This window comes from Polynucleobacter sp. HIN8 (assembly GCF_030297615.1).
Classification (GTDB): Bacteria; Pseudomonadota; Gammaproteobacteria; order Burkholderiales; family Burkholderiaceae; genus Polynucleobacter.
Map to the genome: position 1 here is coordinate 383,230 of NZ_AP028139.1, position 17,324 is coordinate 400,553.

Consider the following 17,324-nt stretch of genomic DNA (forward strand, 5'->3'; position numbering starts at 1 on the left):
AAAATCATATAAACACCACAACCCATCTACTTATTCGATCCATTACCGCACTGAATGCGCATAAGCTCTATTTTCTTAGCCCTGACTCTTAGCCTACCTATTCTAGGGTTGATCTTAGCTGCCCTGTTGGGTCAACCCAGTCCAATCGGATCTGACGGGATGGTCTCTGGGAGTACGCTAACTCACCTTTGGAATTATGTGTTGACGGATTACATCGTTACGACACTCCTGCTTTGCTTCGGCGTTGGTATTGGTGTTTTCATTCTAGGGGTGGGTAATGCATGGCTGATAGCGAACTATCAATTTCCAGGAAAGGCAATCTTTGAATGGGCCTTAATCTTGCCGCTCGCGGTTCCTGCTTATGTGATGGCGTATTTGTTTGTGGATTTCTTGCAGCATGCTGGCCCTGTGCAAACCCTGTTGCGTGAGAATTTAGGTCTTATTGTGTCATTACCGGATCCGCGCTCCTTAGGTGGTGCGATATGGACCTTCACTATGTGTTTGTATCCCTATGTGTATTTGGTCGCGCGCACCTCTTTTTTAGATCGCAGTGCACGATTTATGGAGGTTGCTGAAACCTTAGGTTATACCAGTGTGGAAGCATTTATTAAGCTGGTACTGCCTATGGCAAGGCCTGCGATCTTTACCGGTATTGCTTTGGCGCTTATGGAGGTATTGGCTGATTTTGGGGCAGTATCCTACTTTGGCTTACAAACCTTTGCAACCGGTATTTTTAAGGCTTGGTTATCGTTTGGGGATCGAAGTGCCGCAGTACATTTATCCCTAATGCTCCTGAGTTTTGTCTTAATTGTGTTTTATTGGGAGCGTCACAATCGAGCCAGGCAACGCTATGCCCTTACCAATACAAATACTCGACCTGCCATCCCGAAGCGCTTAGTGGGTTCCCATGCGCTCTATGCCTTTTTATTCTGCGCGCTGACCCTCATATTTGCATTCATTTTGCCAATGGCAGTTTTATTTGATCTTGTTAGCGAGCAGGGTCTTGAAATGGATTCGCGCTACTGGACATGGTTAAAGAATTCATTAAGCTTATCGGCATTCACTGCCATCTTAGCTGTACTTTGCGCAATCTTTTTGGCGTATGCCGCACGCCTTACCCAAAGTAAAACACTGCAAGGTGTCAATCGCTTACTCACGGTTGGTTATGCATTACCCGGCGCAGTTTTGGGCGTTGGCATTTTGTCTCTTTTGGGTTTGTTGGATATCGCATGGTTAATGTCGATAAGTGTTGGGGTATTAGTCTATGCCTATCTAATTCGCTTCCTATCTGCCGGCTTACAAAGTATTGAGACCGGATTGACTCGTATTACCCCTGCGATGGATGGCACCGCTGCGCTCCTGGGCGCCAAGCCGATGGAGATGATTTGGCGGATTCATTTGCCATTGTTAAAGCGTAGCGTTTTAACTGCCTTGTTATTTGTGTTTGTTGATGTAATGAAAGAGCTGCCTGCCACATTACTATTGCGACCTTTTAACCTGGATACCTTGGCAGTTGCCACCTACCAATTGGCAGCCGACGAACGCTTAACCGAGCTCGCATTACCTGCCTTAAGCATTGTTTTGGTTGGACTTTTACCGGTTATCTTGTTATCGCGGGCGATTGCCCAGAAACGGTAAAAAACCACAGAAGTACCAATATGATTGATAATCATTCTCATTTGTATTACACTAAAGTTTTTGTAATCGCTAATAGGAATGGTTTGACATGCATGAAATTGGCTGGGCGCCTTCGTCGGTATTGAAAAAAATTTCCCTGATACCGAGTTTAGTTTTTGGACTTGCTATAACTTTGGGCTCATCGCCAAATCATGCAGCTGAGCCAAATGCGGTACTTAATCTGTATTCTGCCCGGCATTATCAAACCGATGAAGCGCTTTATGCTAACTTCACAAAAAGTACTGGCATCAAGATTAACCGGATTGAAGCCGATGACAACGCCTTGCTCGAACGCTTAAATAGCGAGGGTGCTAAAAGTCCAGCCGATGTGATTTTATTAGTTGATGCCGCACGGTTGTGGCGCGCTCAGGTCAATGGCATGTTTAAGCCAATTCAGTCCAAGGTGTTGGATCAGCGCATACCAGCCAACCTTCGCGCCAAGGCCGATGCGGATGGTACCACCTGGTTTGGATTCTCAACTCGTGCGCGCATTATGGTGTACAACAAAGATCGCATTAAACCCGATGATGTGAACACCTATGAGAAGTTGGCTGATCCAATCAATAAAGGTAAGGTATGCACTCGTTCCGGTTCGCACCCCTACATGTTGTCATTGGTTGGTGCTCTGATTGAGCGTGATGGCACTGCGGCGACTGAGAAGTGGGCTAAAGGAATGGTCGCCAATATGGCGCGTGCGCCCAAAGGCGGTGATACCGATCAAATCCGTGCTGTCGCATCGGGTGAGTGCGCGGTTGCATTAACCAACTCTTACTACTTGGCACGTTTAATGCGCTCGACCAAGCCCGAGGATATTGCCGCGCTTGCCAAACTAGGCCATATTTGGCCCAATCAAAATGCCGGTGGTGTGCATATCAATATTTCTGGGGGTGGCGTAGCTAAAAATGCACCTAATCCACAGGCTGCTGTGAAGTTTTTGGAGTATTTAGCAAGCGACGCTGCGCAGATCTATTTAGCCGATGGTAATAATGAATGGCCTGTCGTTCCGGGAGTGAAGCTTGATAACCCCGCTTTGAAAGCGCTTGGACCCTATCAAGTCGAAAAGGTATCAGTCGCTGCGATTGGGCGCAATCAAGTAGCAGCTCAGCGGATATTGGATCAGGCGGGTTACCGCTAGAGGGCTATCCCCGGCCAACAAATGGCATCTTGCTGGCCATGATGGTCATGAACAAGATGTTACTTTCAGGCGGCAGTTTGGCCATTTGTAAAACTGCTTGCCCAACATGATCCACATCCATCCGTGGCTCGACTTTGATCGAACCGTCGGCTTGCATAATGCCGTTAGCCATGCGTTCGGTCATCTCGGTGGCGGCATTCCCAATATCAATTTGACCGCAATTAATGTTAAATGGCCTGCCGTCAAGTGCAATGGATTTGGTGAGTCCTGTGATGGCATGTTTGGTGGACGTATATGGCGCGGTATTGGGTCTTGGGGCATGCGCAGATATTGAGCCATTATTAATAATGCGACCACCTTGGGGCGATTGGGACTTCATCATACGCATGGCTTCTTGGGAGCATAAAAATGCACCGCATAGATTACTGTTCACGACATTCATCCACTGCTCGTAGGAAAGCTCGTCCATCGGAATTGCTGGCGCACCCGTTCCTGCATTATTAAATAGCACATCAATGCGACCAAATTGATCTTTAAGCTGACGAAATAAAGTCTTCACCTCTTCGGGTTTGCCCACATCGCAAGCTACAGCTAAGCAGTTCGTTGTATTTCCACCAATTTCCTTGATTGCTTTTTGTAAACGTTCGAGATTGCGTCCGGTAAGCACTACCGAAAATCCGTCACTTAGCAGGGCTTTGGCGGCAGCTTTACCAATACCAGTTCCAGCACCGGTAACAAGGGCAACACGCAGGGGGTTTGAGTTCGTTGGCATGGATTTAATCAGGGCATAATGGTTAAAAATAGAATGATAAAGCCATGACCATTTTGTATCGGATCGCCTCCCGACCTGCCTATTTGGTTACGGCGTTTATCGTACTGATTGCAAGTATTTTTTTGACGATCTGGTTGCTATTGCCAGGACCCCCCAAGACGCTAACAATTGCGACTGGATTTCCGGATGGGCTTTATCACCAGTTTGCAAAACAGCTTCAAGTAGAGCTCGCCAAAGAAAAGATTGTCCTAAGAATTCAGAATACAGGCGGTAGTGTTGATAACCTAGCGCTGATGGCCGATTCTAAATCCGGAGTTGATTTGGCCATCATACAAAGTGGTGTGGGTAACCCAAATCAGTATCCAAAACTCACGGCATTGGCCGGTCTTTTCTATGAACCTCTTTGGGTTTGGTATCGGCCCGACGCCTTTAACAAAGACGGGGGGTCTTTACGGCAATTAAGTCAACTCAAAGGAAAAAAAGTATCGATCGGCAACGAGGGAAGTGGTACGAACATGCTCTCCCAAGCTATTCTTAAACTCAATGACATTGAGTCAACACAACTCAATCTAGTTAGCCTTAGTCCCGATGAGGCAATTAATCAATTGCGCCAAGGTGGAATTGATGTTGCCATGATTGTTTTGGCAGGTGAAGCACCTTTATTGAAAGATTTTTATCAATTACCCGGTATTCGCTTGATGGATTTTGACCAAGCAGAGACTTACACCCGAGTTTTGCCTTACCTCAATCGAGTTGATATCCCTAGAGGTCTTGTAAGTATTGCCCATGATTTACCTAAGCAGGATATTCATGTGATTGCGCCTACTGCCACTTTGGTTGCACACTCTGATATTAATCCTGCTACGGTGAGTCTACTGTTGGGAACCACATACGACATATTGCGTAATTACTCTCGCTTACAAAAGCCTGGTGAGTTTCCATCGAGCAAGGGCTTAGATTTTCCAATTGATTTAGATGCCGAGATTTTCTTAAAAGATGGCCCCTCGTTTTTCTATCGGCATTTACCGTTTTGGGGTGCGGTGTGGTTAGAGCGTGTAATCAAGATCTTAATTCCCTTGCTGATTATTTTATTGCCCATCTTTACCTATTTACCCGTGATTCTGAACCTAAGCTTAAAGATAAGACTGGGTCGACTTTATAAGACCTTAAAGACTATCGAAAAGCGATTTGCGGCTTCAAAAAATACGGATGAGTTATTGTCTGGGCTCAATGATCTAGAAAATCGGATAGAGCGTTTGAATGTGTCTGCGATCCAGTCAAAAGAACTTTATGATCTACGAATGCATATTGCCTTGGTGCGTGATCAGTTAAAACAGGCAAAATAAGGCTTGCATGTTAGCGCCACCATTTACCCCCTTCGAACAGTTGCAGCATTCCCTCCAAGACCGGGGTTATGCGGTTCTATCCCCCGATAGCCTGAGCCAATTGGTGAAGGCTCATCTTGGGGATTTGCAAAACCTCAAGAGCTATTGGAACAATCTACCTCGCGACCCGTATTTGAAAGATGGCGGACGGTATCGCTTTCGTCGCCATGGGAGCTATGTCATTAATTCAGGGCAGGTCGAGTTAGCTCCCCATCGTGCGCATTGGCAATCGGTTGATTACAACGCTTTGCATGGTGGAATTGAGCGCTGGTTCGAGCCCCTGGAACCCGCCCTACAAGCGAATCAGAATTGGCAGAAACTGATGCTGGGGATATCGTATTTATTTCCAGATTCACCAAGATGGTTTGTCGAGGCCCATCCATTTCGGATTGATACGAGCGATGGGATTGGACGCCCCACACCCGAGGGAGCGCATCGCGATGGCGTTGATTATGTCGTAGTGATCTTGGTTGACCGAGTCGGCGTTAAGGGTGGAGAAACTCGGATTTTTGAAGCACAAGGATCGATTGGCTTGCGGTTTACCTTACAGGATTCTTGGACGGCCTTGGTTCTAAATGATGCAAAGATGATTCATGAGACCACACCTATTCAGCCAATCGGATCCTATGGCTATCGCGATACCCTGGTGGTCACCTTTCGGCATAATGGTTTTCAAGAGCCACCACACCGGCAAGATCAATAAATTTGTTTGTCATGAGTATTTTGAAGGGGAATACACCATGGATGTTGCTAGCCCAAGTCGGGGCTTTATTGGGCTTTGCAGCATATGCCGTCACCCTGACAACTTTGCAACGCGAGTGGGGCCTATCTAATTTTGAATCCGGTCTAATCGCCAGTGCATTTTTTGTAGGATATATCGCCGTAGTACCATTTGCTACGGCTCTAACCGATCAGATGGATGCAAGGCGCATTTACATGATTGGAAGTTTGTTCGCAATCACAGGTCAATTGGGGATGGGCTTTGTAGCAAGTGGCTTTATTAGCGCTTGCGCTTGCATGATGGTAAGCGGTGCAGGGTTGGCGGCCACCTACATGCCGGGGCTCAAAATCCTATCCGATCGACTCATCCAAGGCGAAATCACCCGGCACATTTCGTTTTACACAGCATTCTTTGGAGTGGGTACAGGACTCTCTTACGTCATCTCGGGTTGGGTATTGAGTATGGGTGACTGGCACAGTGTGTATCGCTGGGTTGCCTTAGGTCCAACCACTTCCTTACTCATCGTACTTGCATTCATTCGGCCGACACGCCATTCTCACTGGCAAGAAAAAATTACCATCGATTGGCGCAATATTTTTCCGATTCGTAAGTGGCAACAGGTTTTGCAAAATCGCAATGCCTCGGGATACATTCTTGGATACACCGTTCATTCGCTTGAACTCTTTGCCTCTCGCAGTTGGTTGGTAGCTTTTTTTATTCTTAGCACTCAGCTTTCAGGCGAGCAATTTATTTTGGCAGCAACCACACTTGCCGGAGTGATCAATTTCTTTGGGGTACCTGCTTCAATTTTGGGCAACGAGCTTGCTCTAAAAGTGGGCCGTCAGAAATGGGTTTGTATTGTGATGATTACGAGCGCTATATTTGGAGTTACTCTCGCATACTCAATGGGGCATGCGAGCTGGCTTATTTTGATGCTTGCGATTGGCCATGCCATTTTCATTATGGCGGATTCGGCTACGCTGACCGCAGGACTGGTGACGAGCGCCGATGAGAAGCTCAAAGGGGCCGCAATGGGCTTGCATTCGCTCATGGGTTTTGGCGGGGGATTATTAGGCCCAGCAATCTTTGGTTTTGTATTGGACCTTACTGGATCACAATCGGATCGAGTCTCTTGGATCTGGGCCTATGCCTCGATCGTAGTTTGGGGACTGCTATTTGTAATCTATGAGCGTCGCAAGGGCTGGGTTCAATAAGGCTTTAAAAAGGCATTCCTGACTTTTTGTAGTCCAGCGGCTAGATCATGGCAGAAAAATTCCGCACTCATCTTGTCATAGAGGCCTGAGCGCAGGGCAATATCATGGGTCTGATGATTTAAGCCGCAGATATAGACTGTCACACCCCGAGTTTGGCAATGGTGCATAAACTCTATCAAGCTATCCATCCCAGTGGCATCGATATAAATCACATTCTTAAAATCCAATACCACTGCACATTGGGGAAGCCGTTGCTCGATTTTTTCAAGCAATTGAACAGCCCCAAAAAAGAGGGCGCCATAAATGCGATACGCTGCTACCTTATCTTCTTGGCCCTCAAGAAATGGAAAGTCTGCGACGGGAGCGGTTTCAATACGTGAGAGACTGGAAATGCGATACACAAAGGTTACAAACGCCAAAATTAGTCCAACTTGCACAGCAACTGTTAAATCCACCGTAACAGTCAGTAAAAACACACTGATCATGGTAATTCGATAGGGCAGACGAAATTGCTTGAAATCGATAAATTGTTTCCAATCACCCATATTCCAAGCAATAAAAATGAGGATGGCAGCCAAGCATGCCAGGGGAATATCTTTTGCTAGAGGTGCAGCAATCACGATGATGAGTAGTAGGGTAATCGAATGAACAATCGCAGAGATTGGTGTTCTGGCTCCAGATTCAATGTTGGTAACAGTGCGGGCAATAGTGCCAGTGACCGGCATACCACCAAACAATGGCATCACGAAGTTGGCAACTCCTTGGCCCATGAGTTCTTGATTGGGGCGATGACGCTCATGCGTTAAGCCATCGGCAATCCGAGCGCACAGCAGAGATTCAATGGCGCCTAATAGTGCCAGGGTCATCGCTGGTGCAATCACCAATTGGGCACTCTCCCAGGTGATGCCTTGCCATTGGGGGCTTGGAAGACCAGCAGGAATACCGCCAAACCGACTACCAATTGTTTCTACTGGTAATGAAAAGATACTCGTTACCAGAGTCGCTAATACTAGAACCCATATGGTCCCTGGAATCATCCCTAGCTTACCGATGCGCTTATGAAATAGTCGCCACAAAATCAAAAAGATCAAGCTTGATATTGATAGGACTAGCGTCGCTGGACTCCAGCTACTGGCACGATCGAATAGGGTTTGGACCATGCTAAAAAATTGCGATGGCAGTTGCGGGATTTGCAGTCCAAAGAAATCCTTAATTTGCGACAGAATAATCAGGACGGCAATACCATTGGTAAAGCCAACAATTACTGCTATTGGAATAAAGCGAACTAAGGTTCCTAAACGAAATAGCCCCATCAGAAATAAAAAAACTCCAGAGAGGGTGGTTGCTAGTAGAAGATTGGCAACACCATACCGATCGACAATAGCATAAACAATCACAATAAATGCACCAGCTGGCCCAGCAATTTGTACCTTAGTTCCTCCTAGTAGAGCAACAATCAATCCTCCGATAATGGCGGCAAAGATTCCGGCCTCAGGTTTTAAACCACTGGCAATCGCAAATGCCATCGCCAATGGCAGGGCAATGACTCCAACGGTAATACCCGCTAGTACATCGCTAGAGAACTGTTGACGTGAATATCCTGCAAATGAATCAAGGATGGCTGGTCGAAAGAAAGCCATTATGACTTTAGGTTTTAAACCAATCCCCTAACCGTTGGGTAATTCCATAGGCTAGTACCGAACATATCGCCGTTAGAAAGGTGCCCCAAGCGATATCGATGAGTGCGAGCTTACTTGGAAAATCCCGAATCACCGCTAGATTAGTCAGGTTGTACGTCATATAACAAAAGAGTCCAAAAAGGGCTCCATAAATGAAAGCATCTAGCCACACTTGCTTTTGCAGAGCTGGATAAATGACAAAGATGAGCGCCCCAAGACCATATAAAAGATAAAAGCCTAAAGCCGCAATCAGATTTGGATTGGGAGACATTAAGGAGCCCATTTCGTTGCGGTATAGACTCTTGGCAATTCCTAATAACCAAATTAAATCAATTACTAAGAGGCAGAGCAGAAAAGCAAAGTAGGGGATTAAATACTTAAGCATTTTGGTCAGAACCAGTCGTGTAGACCGTTAATCAGACTTGACATAGTAATAACAGTATAAATCGTTCAACCATCCAATCGGAGGTTGCAATGTTCAAGAATTTAGTCGAACCCGTTGATGGCGACGATGTCAGTCTAAGTAAGGGTAAATAGCGCAAAAGTTACTTTGGTTTATGTACCCGATCTATGACGACCGAGCATAACAAACCAACTCGGTTCTAGTTTTCGGCTAAAGCTTACTTTTTTCGTTGATTTGACTCAGCACGGGCCGCGGCGATATTTTCATCCATACCGCGTGCAAACTCGCTATTAGCAGGAACTAAGCCTTTCGCCCTGGACCAATATTCTTCCGCTTTTTTATAATCACCCGTTTCAAAGGAGGCAGTGCCCGCGAGGGCAAGCCCTTTAAGATTATTGGGATCGATCTGTAATGCTTTTTGCACAAGGCGTATTGGCTCTCCCTTAATACTTTTATTCTCAAACGCCAAGAGATCAGCGTAGTCGACTAAGAGAGGGGCATTATTAGGGTTGAGTGCCAAAGCTTTTTTATAAGCAGCTAGTGCTTCTGGCATACGTTGTAAGGCAGCATAAGAGCGCCCTAGCATTTGCCAGCCCTCGGCATTATTGGGATCCTTTTCAAGGCGCTGAGCTAAGCGCTCGACCATTCCCTCAATATCCTGTTGCGTCAGCTGCGGTTGACCTTGATTAGCCTCAGGTAAGTACAACGCTAATGGAGACCCCACAAAAAGGTATAAAACAATCGCCCCAATCGGTAAGGTGCTAGCAATAAAAATGGTTGACCATTTTTTATTGCGTTGATGTTGCTCACCATTTAAAACGAGTTGATCTGCAGCGATCGCTCGCTCTTCTTGAAGTAAGCGTTTTTCAATATCAAGCCTTGACTCTTGCAGCTGTTCTTGAGAAATCCGGCCTTCTTGGCAGTCGAGTTCAAACTGACGCAACTGATTGCGAAGAATAGCGATGTTTTCATCCTGTTCAAGACTAATTTTTTCTGGATTTATCTTATTTTTTCGAAACGGAATAACGATAAGCAGTACCGCAACCACGGTCATGAATACTGCAATCAGGATGAAAAGAGTCATTACTGGTTTCCTAGTTTGCGATCCAGCAATTGTCTGGCGCGCTCAATTTCTTGGGCCGAAAATGTTTCTTTAGAAAGTTCTTGTTTGCGTTGCTTAATTTGACGAACCAATACGATGAGACCGAGCAGCATCAGTAAGAATGGACCAACCCAAAGCATCAAGGTGGCAGCATTAAAGGGTGGGTTATACAACACAAAGTCCCCATAACGCTCAGTCATATAGTTCAGAATTTCCTGCTTTGAGCGCCCTTCACTCAATTGCTGCCGAACCTGATTTTTGAGATCCACAGCGAGATCGGCATTGGAGTCCGCAATGGTCTGGTTTTGACAAACTAAACAGCGTAATTCATTGGAAACTTCCAAAACTCTCTTCTCAAGCGCTGGATTATCAGAGACTAAGGGGACTGTATTGTTTTGTGCAAACGCCACACCAGGGGTTACAAAACCAATCGTGAGTCCGGCCAAAAGAATAAAGAGGTGCTTCATGACTGTAGGCTAGTAATCAATGGAACAATTTTTTTCTCAATCGCCTCTTTGGTCAGTGGCCCGATGTGTTTTAGACGAATCACGCCAGCGCGATCAATCACAAAGGTCTCGGGGACACCATAAACACCATAATCAATTCCGACCTGTCCCTTCATATCCGATACCGAGAGGCGGTAAGGGTCGCCAAATTGCTTGAGCCAATTTTGGGCAGCCTCGGGTTTATCTTTGTAATCAAGTCCAATGAGTGGTGTACTGTGGGTTTTTGCAAAATCAACCAGTAAAGGATGCTCCTCTCGACAGGCTACACACCAAGAAGCCCAGACATTCAGAACCCAGACTTGCCCCTTCATTTGATCGGGAGAAAAACTCGACTCCTCTTTCCCAAGTATGGGTAAGTTAAACATCGGAGCAGGTTTACCAATAAATGGCGAGGGTACCTCACGCGGTTTAAGTTGCAAACCGATTCCCAAAAAAATGAATAATCCCAAAAAGATCACGAAGGGAATGAGATAACGCCGCATCTTACGCTTCTTTCTTGCGATAGCGACGATCAGTAATCGCCAAGAAGCCGCCAAGCGCCATTAAGAAACACCCGCCCCAGATCCAATCGATAAAGGGTTTGTGATAAATGCGAACACTCCATTCGCGGTCATTAATTGGCTCGCCTAACGATACATACAAATCGCGTGTTAGACCAGAATCGATCGCAGCCTCAGTCATGGGCATTTGACTTGCGGTATAGATGCGTTTTTCAGGAAATAGACTTGTGACTGGTTTGCCATTTTTTGTTACATCAAACTGCCCCTGAATTGCTGCATAGTTAGGACCGTTGATGGTTTTCAAGCTAACCATTTTGAAGTCGTAGCCACCAGACTGGGATACGCTACCAATCTGCATGCGTACATCTTGTTCAGTTTCAAATCCACGTACTGCGGTGACACCGATGATAAATACAGCGACTCCAAAATGCGCTACGAGCATGCCGTAGTAACCGGCCGGTTGAATACGGAGGTTTTGCCACCACGTCTTGTTGGGATTAATTCGAGCGCGATCGATTAATTGAGTTACTCCGGAGCTAATAATCCAAGTAGCGATTAAGAGCCCAAAGCCGATCATTGGGGTCCAAGATCGCAACACAAGCGGAGCAATAATCGCAGAAATCGCACTTGCGGCAAAGGCCCACTTCAGTTTGGTGGCGAGTTCAATGGGGGGTGATTGGCGCCAGCGCGCAATCGGTCCGACTCCCATTAAAAATAAAGCAGGCGTCATGAGCGGCACAAATACTGCCTCAAAGTAAGGTTCGCCCACCGAGATCTTGCCAAGATTTAAGGCGTCTAGGATAAGTGGATAGAGGGTGCCCAACAATACTGCAGCTGCTGCAACCAGTAATAGAACATTGTTGACCAGCAGCATGCCTTCGCGCGAGACGGTTTCAAAGTTCCCTCCGATATTGGCTTTTGGGGCTCTCCATGCAAATAGTAATAATGAGCCACCCACCACGAGTCCCAAAAATCCCAAAATAAATACGCCCCGTTCAGGATCGGTGGCAAAAGCGTGAACCGAGGTGATCACGCCAGAGCGAACCAAGAAGGTTCCCAATAGAGAAAGTGAAAAGGCCAAAATCGCTAAAAGGGCAGTCCACATTTTGAAGCCACCGCGTTTTTCAGTGACGGCAAGCGAGTGCATCAATGCAGTGCCGACCAGCCAGGGCATAAATGAGGCATTCTCAACAGGGTCCCAGAACCACCAGCCACCCCAACCGAGTTCGTAGTAGGCCCAAGCACTTCCAAGGGCAATACCAATGGTTAAAAAACACCAAGCCGTAGTGACCCATGGACGCGACCAGCGCGCCCAAGCAGCATCGAGTCGTCCTGATAAAAGAGCGGCAATTGCAAATGCGAAAGCGACTGCTGAGCCGACATAGCCCATGTAAAGAAAAGGTGGATGAATAATCATCCCAGGGTCTTGTAAGAGCGGATTGAGGTCACGTCCCTCAGGCGCTGGCGGAAAGAGTCGATCAAAGGGGTTGGAGGTCAAAATCGTAAAGAGCAAAACGCCCACACTTAAAATACCCAAGACCGCCAGAATGCGCGCGATCATTTTGTCTGGAAGATGCTTAGAGAAAACAGCGACAGCTAAGGTCCATGCCGCCAGCATGAGAGCCCATAACAAAATCGAGCCTTCGTGACCGCCCCATACAGCACAGATGCGATAAATCAGGGGTAAATTGGAATTAGAGTTTTGTGCCACATACAGCACGCTGAAATCATTTTGAATAAAGTTGATTGTTAGGCAAATAAAAGCGATGACGACCCAAATAAAAAGAGCCCAAGAGGCAGGTCGGGCAATGCCAATTAGATGTGGGCGATTGGTTTGTGCTCCCACCATGGGGAAGACAGATAAGATAAGCGCTGTAACCAGCGCTAAGATCATTGCGTATTGGCCAATTTCAGCAATCATTTTTTACCCCCATACTCTTTCAGAGTAGGTGCGGCTTGTGGATCTTTTGATTTAGCTTTTTCAAGAGCCTCGGCGGCTTCAGGTGGCATGTAATTCTCGTCATGCTTGGCAAGGACTTGTTTGGCCTGAAAGATTCCTTTTTGATCAAGCTGTCCTTGGGCAACCACCCCTTTACCTTCTTTAAATAAATCAGGCAAAAGACCTTCGTACTGGACTGGGACATCGTGTGCGGTATCAGTAACAATGAAGTTCACCTTCAAACCACCAGGGTCTCGAACGATGCTGCCTTCTTTAACCAAACCACCAATTCGAAATAGTTTGTTTTTCGGTGCTTCATTGGCATAGACCTGGGATGGACTGAAGAAGAACACTAAATTACTTTGGAAGGTCTGCAATACTAAATAGGCTGCAACACCTAATGAGGCTAGACCACCAGCGATCGCAAGACCGCGCTTTGTACGGGGTTTCATAACCCCCTATTTTGCCTAATTTCTCTCGGACTCGCGAATTTCAGAAATTAGGGTTTTTCGAAGCGCCTTATTCCGACTTCGCAGCAGGGCTATCTCAATGATCAGCACAAAAATTGTGACCAAATAAGACCCCCAAACGAAGAGGGCGTAGCCACCCATCTGGATAAAGTCGGAGAAGCTAGACCAGTACATCGTTACAGCACCTCCTTGACCCAGTCAGCGTGACGTTCACGTTCCAGAATCAGGTTTCGACACCGATACAAGGCAACCGCGATGGAATACATCCAAAAGGCAAAGACCATAATGAGCATGCCGGTTAACATTTGGGTGGCCATGGTCGGGGCTTTGGTCAGACTTATAGAAGCCCCTTGGTGGAGGGTATTCCACCATTTAACCGAGAAATAAATGATAGGAACGTTGATCACGCCCACAATCGCTAATAACGCTGCGCTTCGGTCCGCTTTGCGAACATCCTCAATTGATGCGTGCAGTGACAAGAAACCAAAATACAGAAAAAGCAAGACGAGCTCAGAGGTAAGGCGAGCATCCCAGACCCACCAGGTGCCCCAGGTTGGTTTTCCCCAAACGGCACCGGTCCACAAAGCGATGAAGGTCATGATGGCCCCAGTAGGCGCCAGAGAGAGAGCTAGCATGCTTGCCAAGCGTGCATTGAAGATTAGACCAATCGCTGCCCAAAATGCCATGACCAGATAAATCAGCATCGACATCCAGGCTGCAGGAACGTGAATAAAAATAATGCGGTATGAATCACCCTGTTGATGATCAGTGGGTGCAATACCTAAGCCAATCACTAACCCAATGATGGTCAGGATCACACCGCTCACCACAAACCAGGGGATTAGTGATCCAGCAAGCCCATAAAAACGCTGAGGGGCTGCGTACTTAAACCAATTTAGATTGAGCGATGACAAAGTAATAAAACCTAACAGATTAATCAGTTGAAAAGTATTGTAAGTCGATTGAATGCGATCGTCTTTTATTCCAAGGCAATTCGAATGCTAGCCGCACTGGCAAAAGGGGCCAAAAATAATGCGATGGCAAGCATGGCACCAAGTAAAGAAAAATGGGCGGTAACCCCAAGTCCACTTTGGTAGGATTCCACTGCCCCACCTCCAAAAATGAGGACAGGACTCACGAGCGGCAAAATAATCAAGGCTAATAAGGTTCCGCCGCCACGACTCGCTAACGTTAATCCGGCGCCGATCGAGCCAATGAGACTAAGTAGTGGGGTTCCAAGCAGTAGCGAAATAAATAGCACGCCAACCGTATCCATGGGTAAATTAAATTGCAAAGCAAGGATTGGTGAAATCAGAGCGAGCAATAAGCCACTACTTATCCAATGTGCAATCGTTTTAGCAAGGACAACGAGCGGCAAAGGTAGGGCGGTTAATGCAATTTGATCTAAAGAGCCATCCATAAAGTCTTCAGAAAATATCTTATGAAGCGATAACATTGCAGCTAAAAGAGCAGCAATCCAAAGCATACCGGGTGCAATTTGCATCAACAGATTTTGTTCGGGCCCAATACCTAAGGGAAAGAGGCTGGCAACGACGGCAAAAAAGATCAGCACTGCCAGACTATCGCTTTTGCGCCTCAGCGCAAGTCGCAGATCGCGAGCAATCACACCTTGGAAAATTTTTAATCCAGAAGCGTTTGTACTCATAGCTCTAACCGAATCACACGAGCATTGTCATCGATTTGTAGGTCTTGATGGCTGCTGAGCGCCACGATTCCTCCATGATTGACATGGTTGATGAGTAGGTTTTGTAGTGCACGATTTGCATCACGATCCAAGGCGTTAAATGGTTCATCTAAAATCCAAATTGATTTCGGCTGAGGAAGAAGTAAGCGACTGAGGGCGATGCGTTGCTTTTGGCCTTGGGATAGAGTTCGAATAAAGCGATGGGCCTGGCGATCCAAACCCGCTTCGCGAAGAGCGTTCATCGCCTCTTCATTGGAGATTGATTGGCCACCAAGTAGTGCCAACGACATGAGATTCTCAATTGCACTGAAGTCTGCTTTTAAGGCTGGAATATGCCCAAGATAAATCAGTTCACCATGAAATTGATCGCGATCTTCGGTGATTGGATCGGATCCCCAAAACACTTTGCCAGCATGCGGTGTGAGTAGACCACAAAGAATGCGCAGAAGACTAGACTTACCAGAGCCGTTATCCCCAGAAATGCGAAGAATGGATCCGGGCTTGATTTCAAGGTTCAACTCTTCAAATAAGGTGCGATCCCCTCGCACGCATGTAATGGACTCGAGTCGTAAGGATTTAGACATGCGCATTCATTCTTTGGGGATACTACCCAACATTAACAGTTGTTTGGTAAACGAGCCACTGTCACTTGGGCGCATGGTCCATAAATCCAGTTGAATTTTTGGGTTGTAGGGATCAACATAAATGCCATTTTTTCGTAATTCATAATGCAAGTGTGGGCCAGTGGAGCGACCAGTAGAGCCAACGTAACCAATCTCCATTCCCCGCCGTATATCGTTACCAACGACTAATTCATTATTGTAATTACTCAAGTGAGCGTAATAGGTGCGATAGTTACCGGGATGGTCAATGATGATCAGTTTCCCGTACGCTCCGCTGTATCCCAGAAAAGCTACTTTGCCATTGGCTACACTAAATACCGGTGTGCCTGTTGGAGCTGCATAGTCAATTCCCATATGGGTTCGATAGCGACGGTCTTTGCTTTGGGCTTGCGGATTATTGGGATTGGTTCGAGAGCGAATCGGAACTTGCCCAACGCCCCGCGAGATTCGTCGATAGCTTAAGGGATTAGTCCAAAAGCTGCGTTCGATGGAGTCGCCGTTGGCAGTAAAGAATGATCCCGGAATATCATCACGATTTAACCAAAATGCATCAGCTAGTACTTGATTCGTTGCCAGATCAAGAATCTCAATCGCCCAAATTTGTGCCCAGCGATCCCGAGTACCAAAATCAACGATGACACGCACTTGCTTAGGACTATTTTCTAACGAGGCAGAGTCATCCGGATAGAGTTGCTTTACGATCGAATTGAGTTCCCAGGCAAGCTCAACGGGTAATTTATCCCCTAAACGCTGGGGCTCATACAGAACCTCTTGCAACGGAATAAATAGCTCTGTCCAGAATTGCATCTGGCTCGCTAAGTTTTCTTCTTGAACTAAGTACCCCCCAAACCCGGAAGAGGTAAAAGTCAAAATCTGCGATTTCTCATTACGGTTTGTCCCATTCATGATGCTGAGCGACTCGAGGCGACCCCGTTTTCCAAAAGCAACGACGTAGGGAGTGCACGAACCACTCGCTGAGTCGAAGAACCGTACCGTTTGATTCTTGAAGTACTCCAAGAATTCAGGATCGTTGATTCCAATCCGACTTGGAAGGTTGCTTTCTCGAAACCCTCGTTTCATGCAACCACGTTGCACTTGAAAATCGGGGGCTGCATCAAATTGACTGTATTCCTCGGTACCGGGATCAGTGAGTAGCTGACTTTGATCTGCAACGGATTTACTTTGCAAGCCAGAGCCACTATTGACTGCTTTACTCGGCACGCGTTGATTAACCTGAATTCCTTTTTGGGGGGCAACTGTTTTTTTATTTGTTGGATTGGGTTTGGTAGTTTGATTTGATTGAGGCAGAGCAAGTTGACTGCACAGCAATAGGCCAATTCCAAAACATACCTTGCCCCAAAGAGCCAAAGATCGAACACAAAATCGAGAGGTATGGGTTTGATGCACAGCCTAATTATCCAATATCAAGCGAAGTCACCGACGCATTTATGCCGTAGTGCAGCATTTTTACATCCAGAAACTAGGTATGATCA

The 17,324-nt window shown here is 46.6% G+C and carries 18 protein-coding genes; 5 read left to right on the plus strand and 13 right to left on the minus strand.

The window, feature by feature from the left end:
- Positions 1 to 54 precede the first annotated feature (54 nt).
- Both QUE65_RS02000 and QUE65_RS02005 read left to right on the plus strand, forming a co-directional pair.
- On the plus strand, positions 55 to 1,638 hold the full coding sequence (locus tag QUE65_RS02000; protein ID WP_286281548.1) for an ABC transporter permease: 1,584 nt from the start codon (positions 55 to 57) through the stop codon (positions 1,636 to 1,638).
- Between the two features lie 166 nt (positions 1,639 to 1,804).
- Positions 1,805 to 2,812, plus strand: coding sequence for an extracellular solute-binding protein (locus tag QUE65_RS02005; protein WP_458574775.1), 1,008 nt, complete (start codon positions 1,805 to 1,807; stop codon positions 2,810 to 2,812).
- 4 nt (positions 2,813 to 2,816) lie between these two features.
- On the opposite strand, the gene QUE65_RS02010 is transcribed toward QUE65_RS02005, so the two are convergent.
- Positions 2,817 to 3,584, minus strand: a complete 768-nt coding sequence (locus tag QUE65_RS02010) for an SDR family oxidoreductase (RefSeq protein ID WP_215371532.1) — start codon at positions 3,582 to 3,584, stop codon at positions 2,817 to 2,819.
- Between the two features lie 44 nt (positions 3,585 to 3,628).
- Here QUE65_RS02010 and QUE65_RS02015 point away from each other — a divergent pair, with 44 nt between their 5' ends.
- Genes QUE65_RS02015 through QUE65_RS02025 form a run of 3 tightly spaced genes read left to right on the plus strand, consistent with a single transcriptional unit; the run spans position 3,629 to position 6,904 of the window.
- The gene (locus QUE65_RS02015; RefSeq protein WP_286281553.1) at positions 3,629 to 4,930 is read left to right on the plus strand and encodes a TAXI family TRAP transporter solute-binding subunit; all 1,302 of its coding nucleotides are present in this window, start codon (positions 3,629 to 3,631) and stop codon (positions 4,928 to 4,930) included.
- A 7-nt stretch (positions 4,931 to 4,937) separates the two neighbouring features.
- Positions 4,938 to 5,672, plus strand: a complete 735-nt coding sequence (locus QUE65_RS02020; RefSeq protein WP_286281554.1) for a 2OG-Fe dioxygenase family protein — start codon at positions 4,938 to 4,940, stop codon at positions 5,670 to 5,672.
- 11 nt (positions 5,673 to 5,683) lie between these two features.
- Positions 5,684 to 6,904 carry an MFS transporter gene (locus QUE65_RS02025; protein ID WP_286281555.1) on the plus strand — a complete coding sequence of 407 codons (1,221 nt, stop codon included), beginning with the start codon at positions 5,684 to 5,686 and terminating at the stop codon, positions 6,902 to 6,904.
- Here the strand turns inward: QUE65_RS02025 and QUE65_RS02030 are convergent.
- From QUE65_RS02030 to QUE65_RS02085, 12 genes are all read right to left on the minus strand, one after another.
- On the minus strand, positions 6,898 to 8,544 hold the full coding sequence (locus tag QUE65_RS02030) for a SulP family inorganic anion transporter (protein WP_286281557.1): 1,647 nt from the start codon (positions 8,542 to 8,544) through the stop codon (positions 6,898 to 6,900). The genes QUE65_RS02025 and QUE65_RS02030 overlap by 7 nt on opposite strands.
- 7 nt (positions 8,545 to 8,551) lie before the next feature.
- The gene (locus QUE65_RS02035) at positions 8,552 to 8,968 is read right to left on the minus strand and encodes a DUF2177 family protein (RefSeq protein WP_286281558.1); all 417 of its coding nucleotides are present in this window, start codon (positions 8,966 to 8,968) and stop codon (positions 8,552 to 8,554) included.
- A gap of 235 nt (positions 8,969 to 9,203) precedes the next feature.
- The gene (ccmI, locus tag QUE65_RS02040; protein WP_286281560.1) at positions 9,204 to 10,070 is read right to left on the minus strand and encodes a c-type cytochrome biogenesis protein CcmI; all 867 of its coding nucleotides are present in this window, start codon (positions 10,068 to 10,070) and stop codon (positions 9,204 to 9,206) included.
- Positions 10,070 to 10,555, minus strand: coding sequence for a cytochrome c-type biogenesis protein (locus QUE65_RS02045; RefSeq protein WP_286281562.1), 486 nt, complete (start codon positions 10,553 to 10,555; stop codon positions 10,070 to 10,072). The genes ccmI and QUE65_RS02045 overlap by 1 nt, the downstream gene beginning before the upstream one ends.
- Positions 10,552 to 11,076: a DsbE family thiol:disulfide interchange protein gene (locus tag QUE65_RS02050; RefSeq protein WP_286281565.1), complete on the minus strand. Its 525-nt coding sequence runs from the start codon at positions 11,074 to 11,076 to the stop codon at positions 10,552 to 10,554. Before QUE65_RS02050 ends, QUE65_RS02045 begins: the two co-directional genes overlap by 4 nt.
- Before the next feature lies 1 nt (position 11,077).
- Positions 11,078 to 13,015, minus strand: a complete 1,938-nt coding sequence (locus QUE65_RS02055; protein ID WP_286281566.1) for a heme lyase CcmF/NrfE family subunit — start codon at positions 13,013 to 13,015, stop codon at positions 11,078 to 11,080.
- Positions 13,012 to 13,485 carry a cytochrome c maturation protein CcmE gene (ccmE, locus tag QUE65_RS02060; protein ID WP_286281568.1) on the minus strand — a complete coding sequence of 158 codons (474 nt, stop codon included), beginning with the start codon at positions 13,483 to 13,485 and terminating at the stop codon, positions 13,012 to 13,014. Before ccmE ends, QUE65_RS02055 begins: the two co-directional genes overlap by 4 nt.
- Before the next feature lie 15 nt (positions 13,486 to 13,500).
- Complete coding sequence (gene ccmD, locus QUE65_RS02065; RefSeq protein ID WP_353506669.1) at positions 13,501 to 13,677, minus strand: heme exporter protein CcmD; 177 nt, start codon at positions 13,675 to 13,677, stop codon at positions 13,501 to 13,503.
- Positions 13,678 to 13,679: 2 nt separating this feature from the next.
- Positions 13,680 to 14,417, minus strand: a complete 738-nt coding sequence (gene ccmC / locus QUE65_RS02070; protein WP_286281571.1) for a heme ABC transporter permease CcmC — start codon at positions 14,415 to 14,417, stop codon at positions 13,680 to 13,682.
- Positions 14,418 to 14,482: 65 nt separating this feature from the next.
- Positions 14,483 to 15,169 (minus strand): heme exporter protein CcmB, encoded by a 687-nt coding sequence (ccmB, locus tag QUE65_RS02075; protein WP_286281573.1) that lies wholly within the window; start codon positions 15,167 to 15,169, stop codon positions 14,483 to 14,485.
- Positions 15,166 to 15,792 (minus strand): cytochrome c biogenesis heme-transporting ATPase CcmA, encoded by a 627-nt coding sequence (gene ccmA / locus QUE65_RS02080; protein ID WP_286281575.1) that lies wholly within the window; start codon positions 15,790 to 15,792, stop codon positions 15,166 to 15,168. Before ccmA ends, ccmB begins: the two co-directional genes overlap by 4 nt.
- Before the next feature lie 6 nt (positions 15,793 to 15,798).
- Positions 15,799 to 17,238 carry a M23 family metallopeptidase gene (locus QUE65_RS02085; protein ID WP_286281577.1) on the minus strand — a complete coding sequence of 480 codons (1,440 nt, stop codon included), beginning with the start codon at positions 17,236 to 17,238 and terminating at the stop codon, positions 15,799 to 15,801.
- Between the last annotated feature and the right edge of the window lie 86 nt (positions 17,239 to 17,324).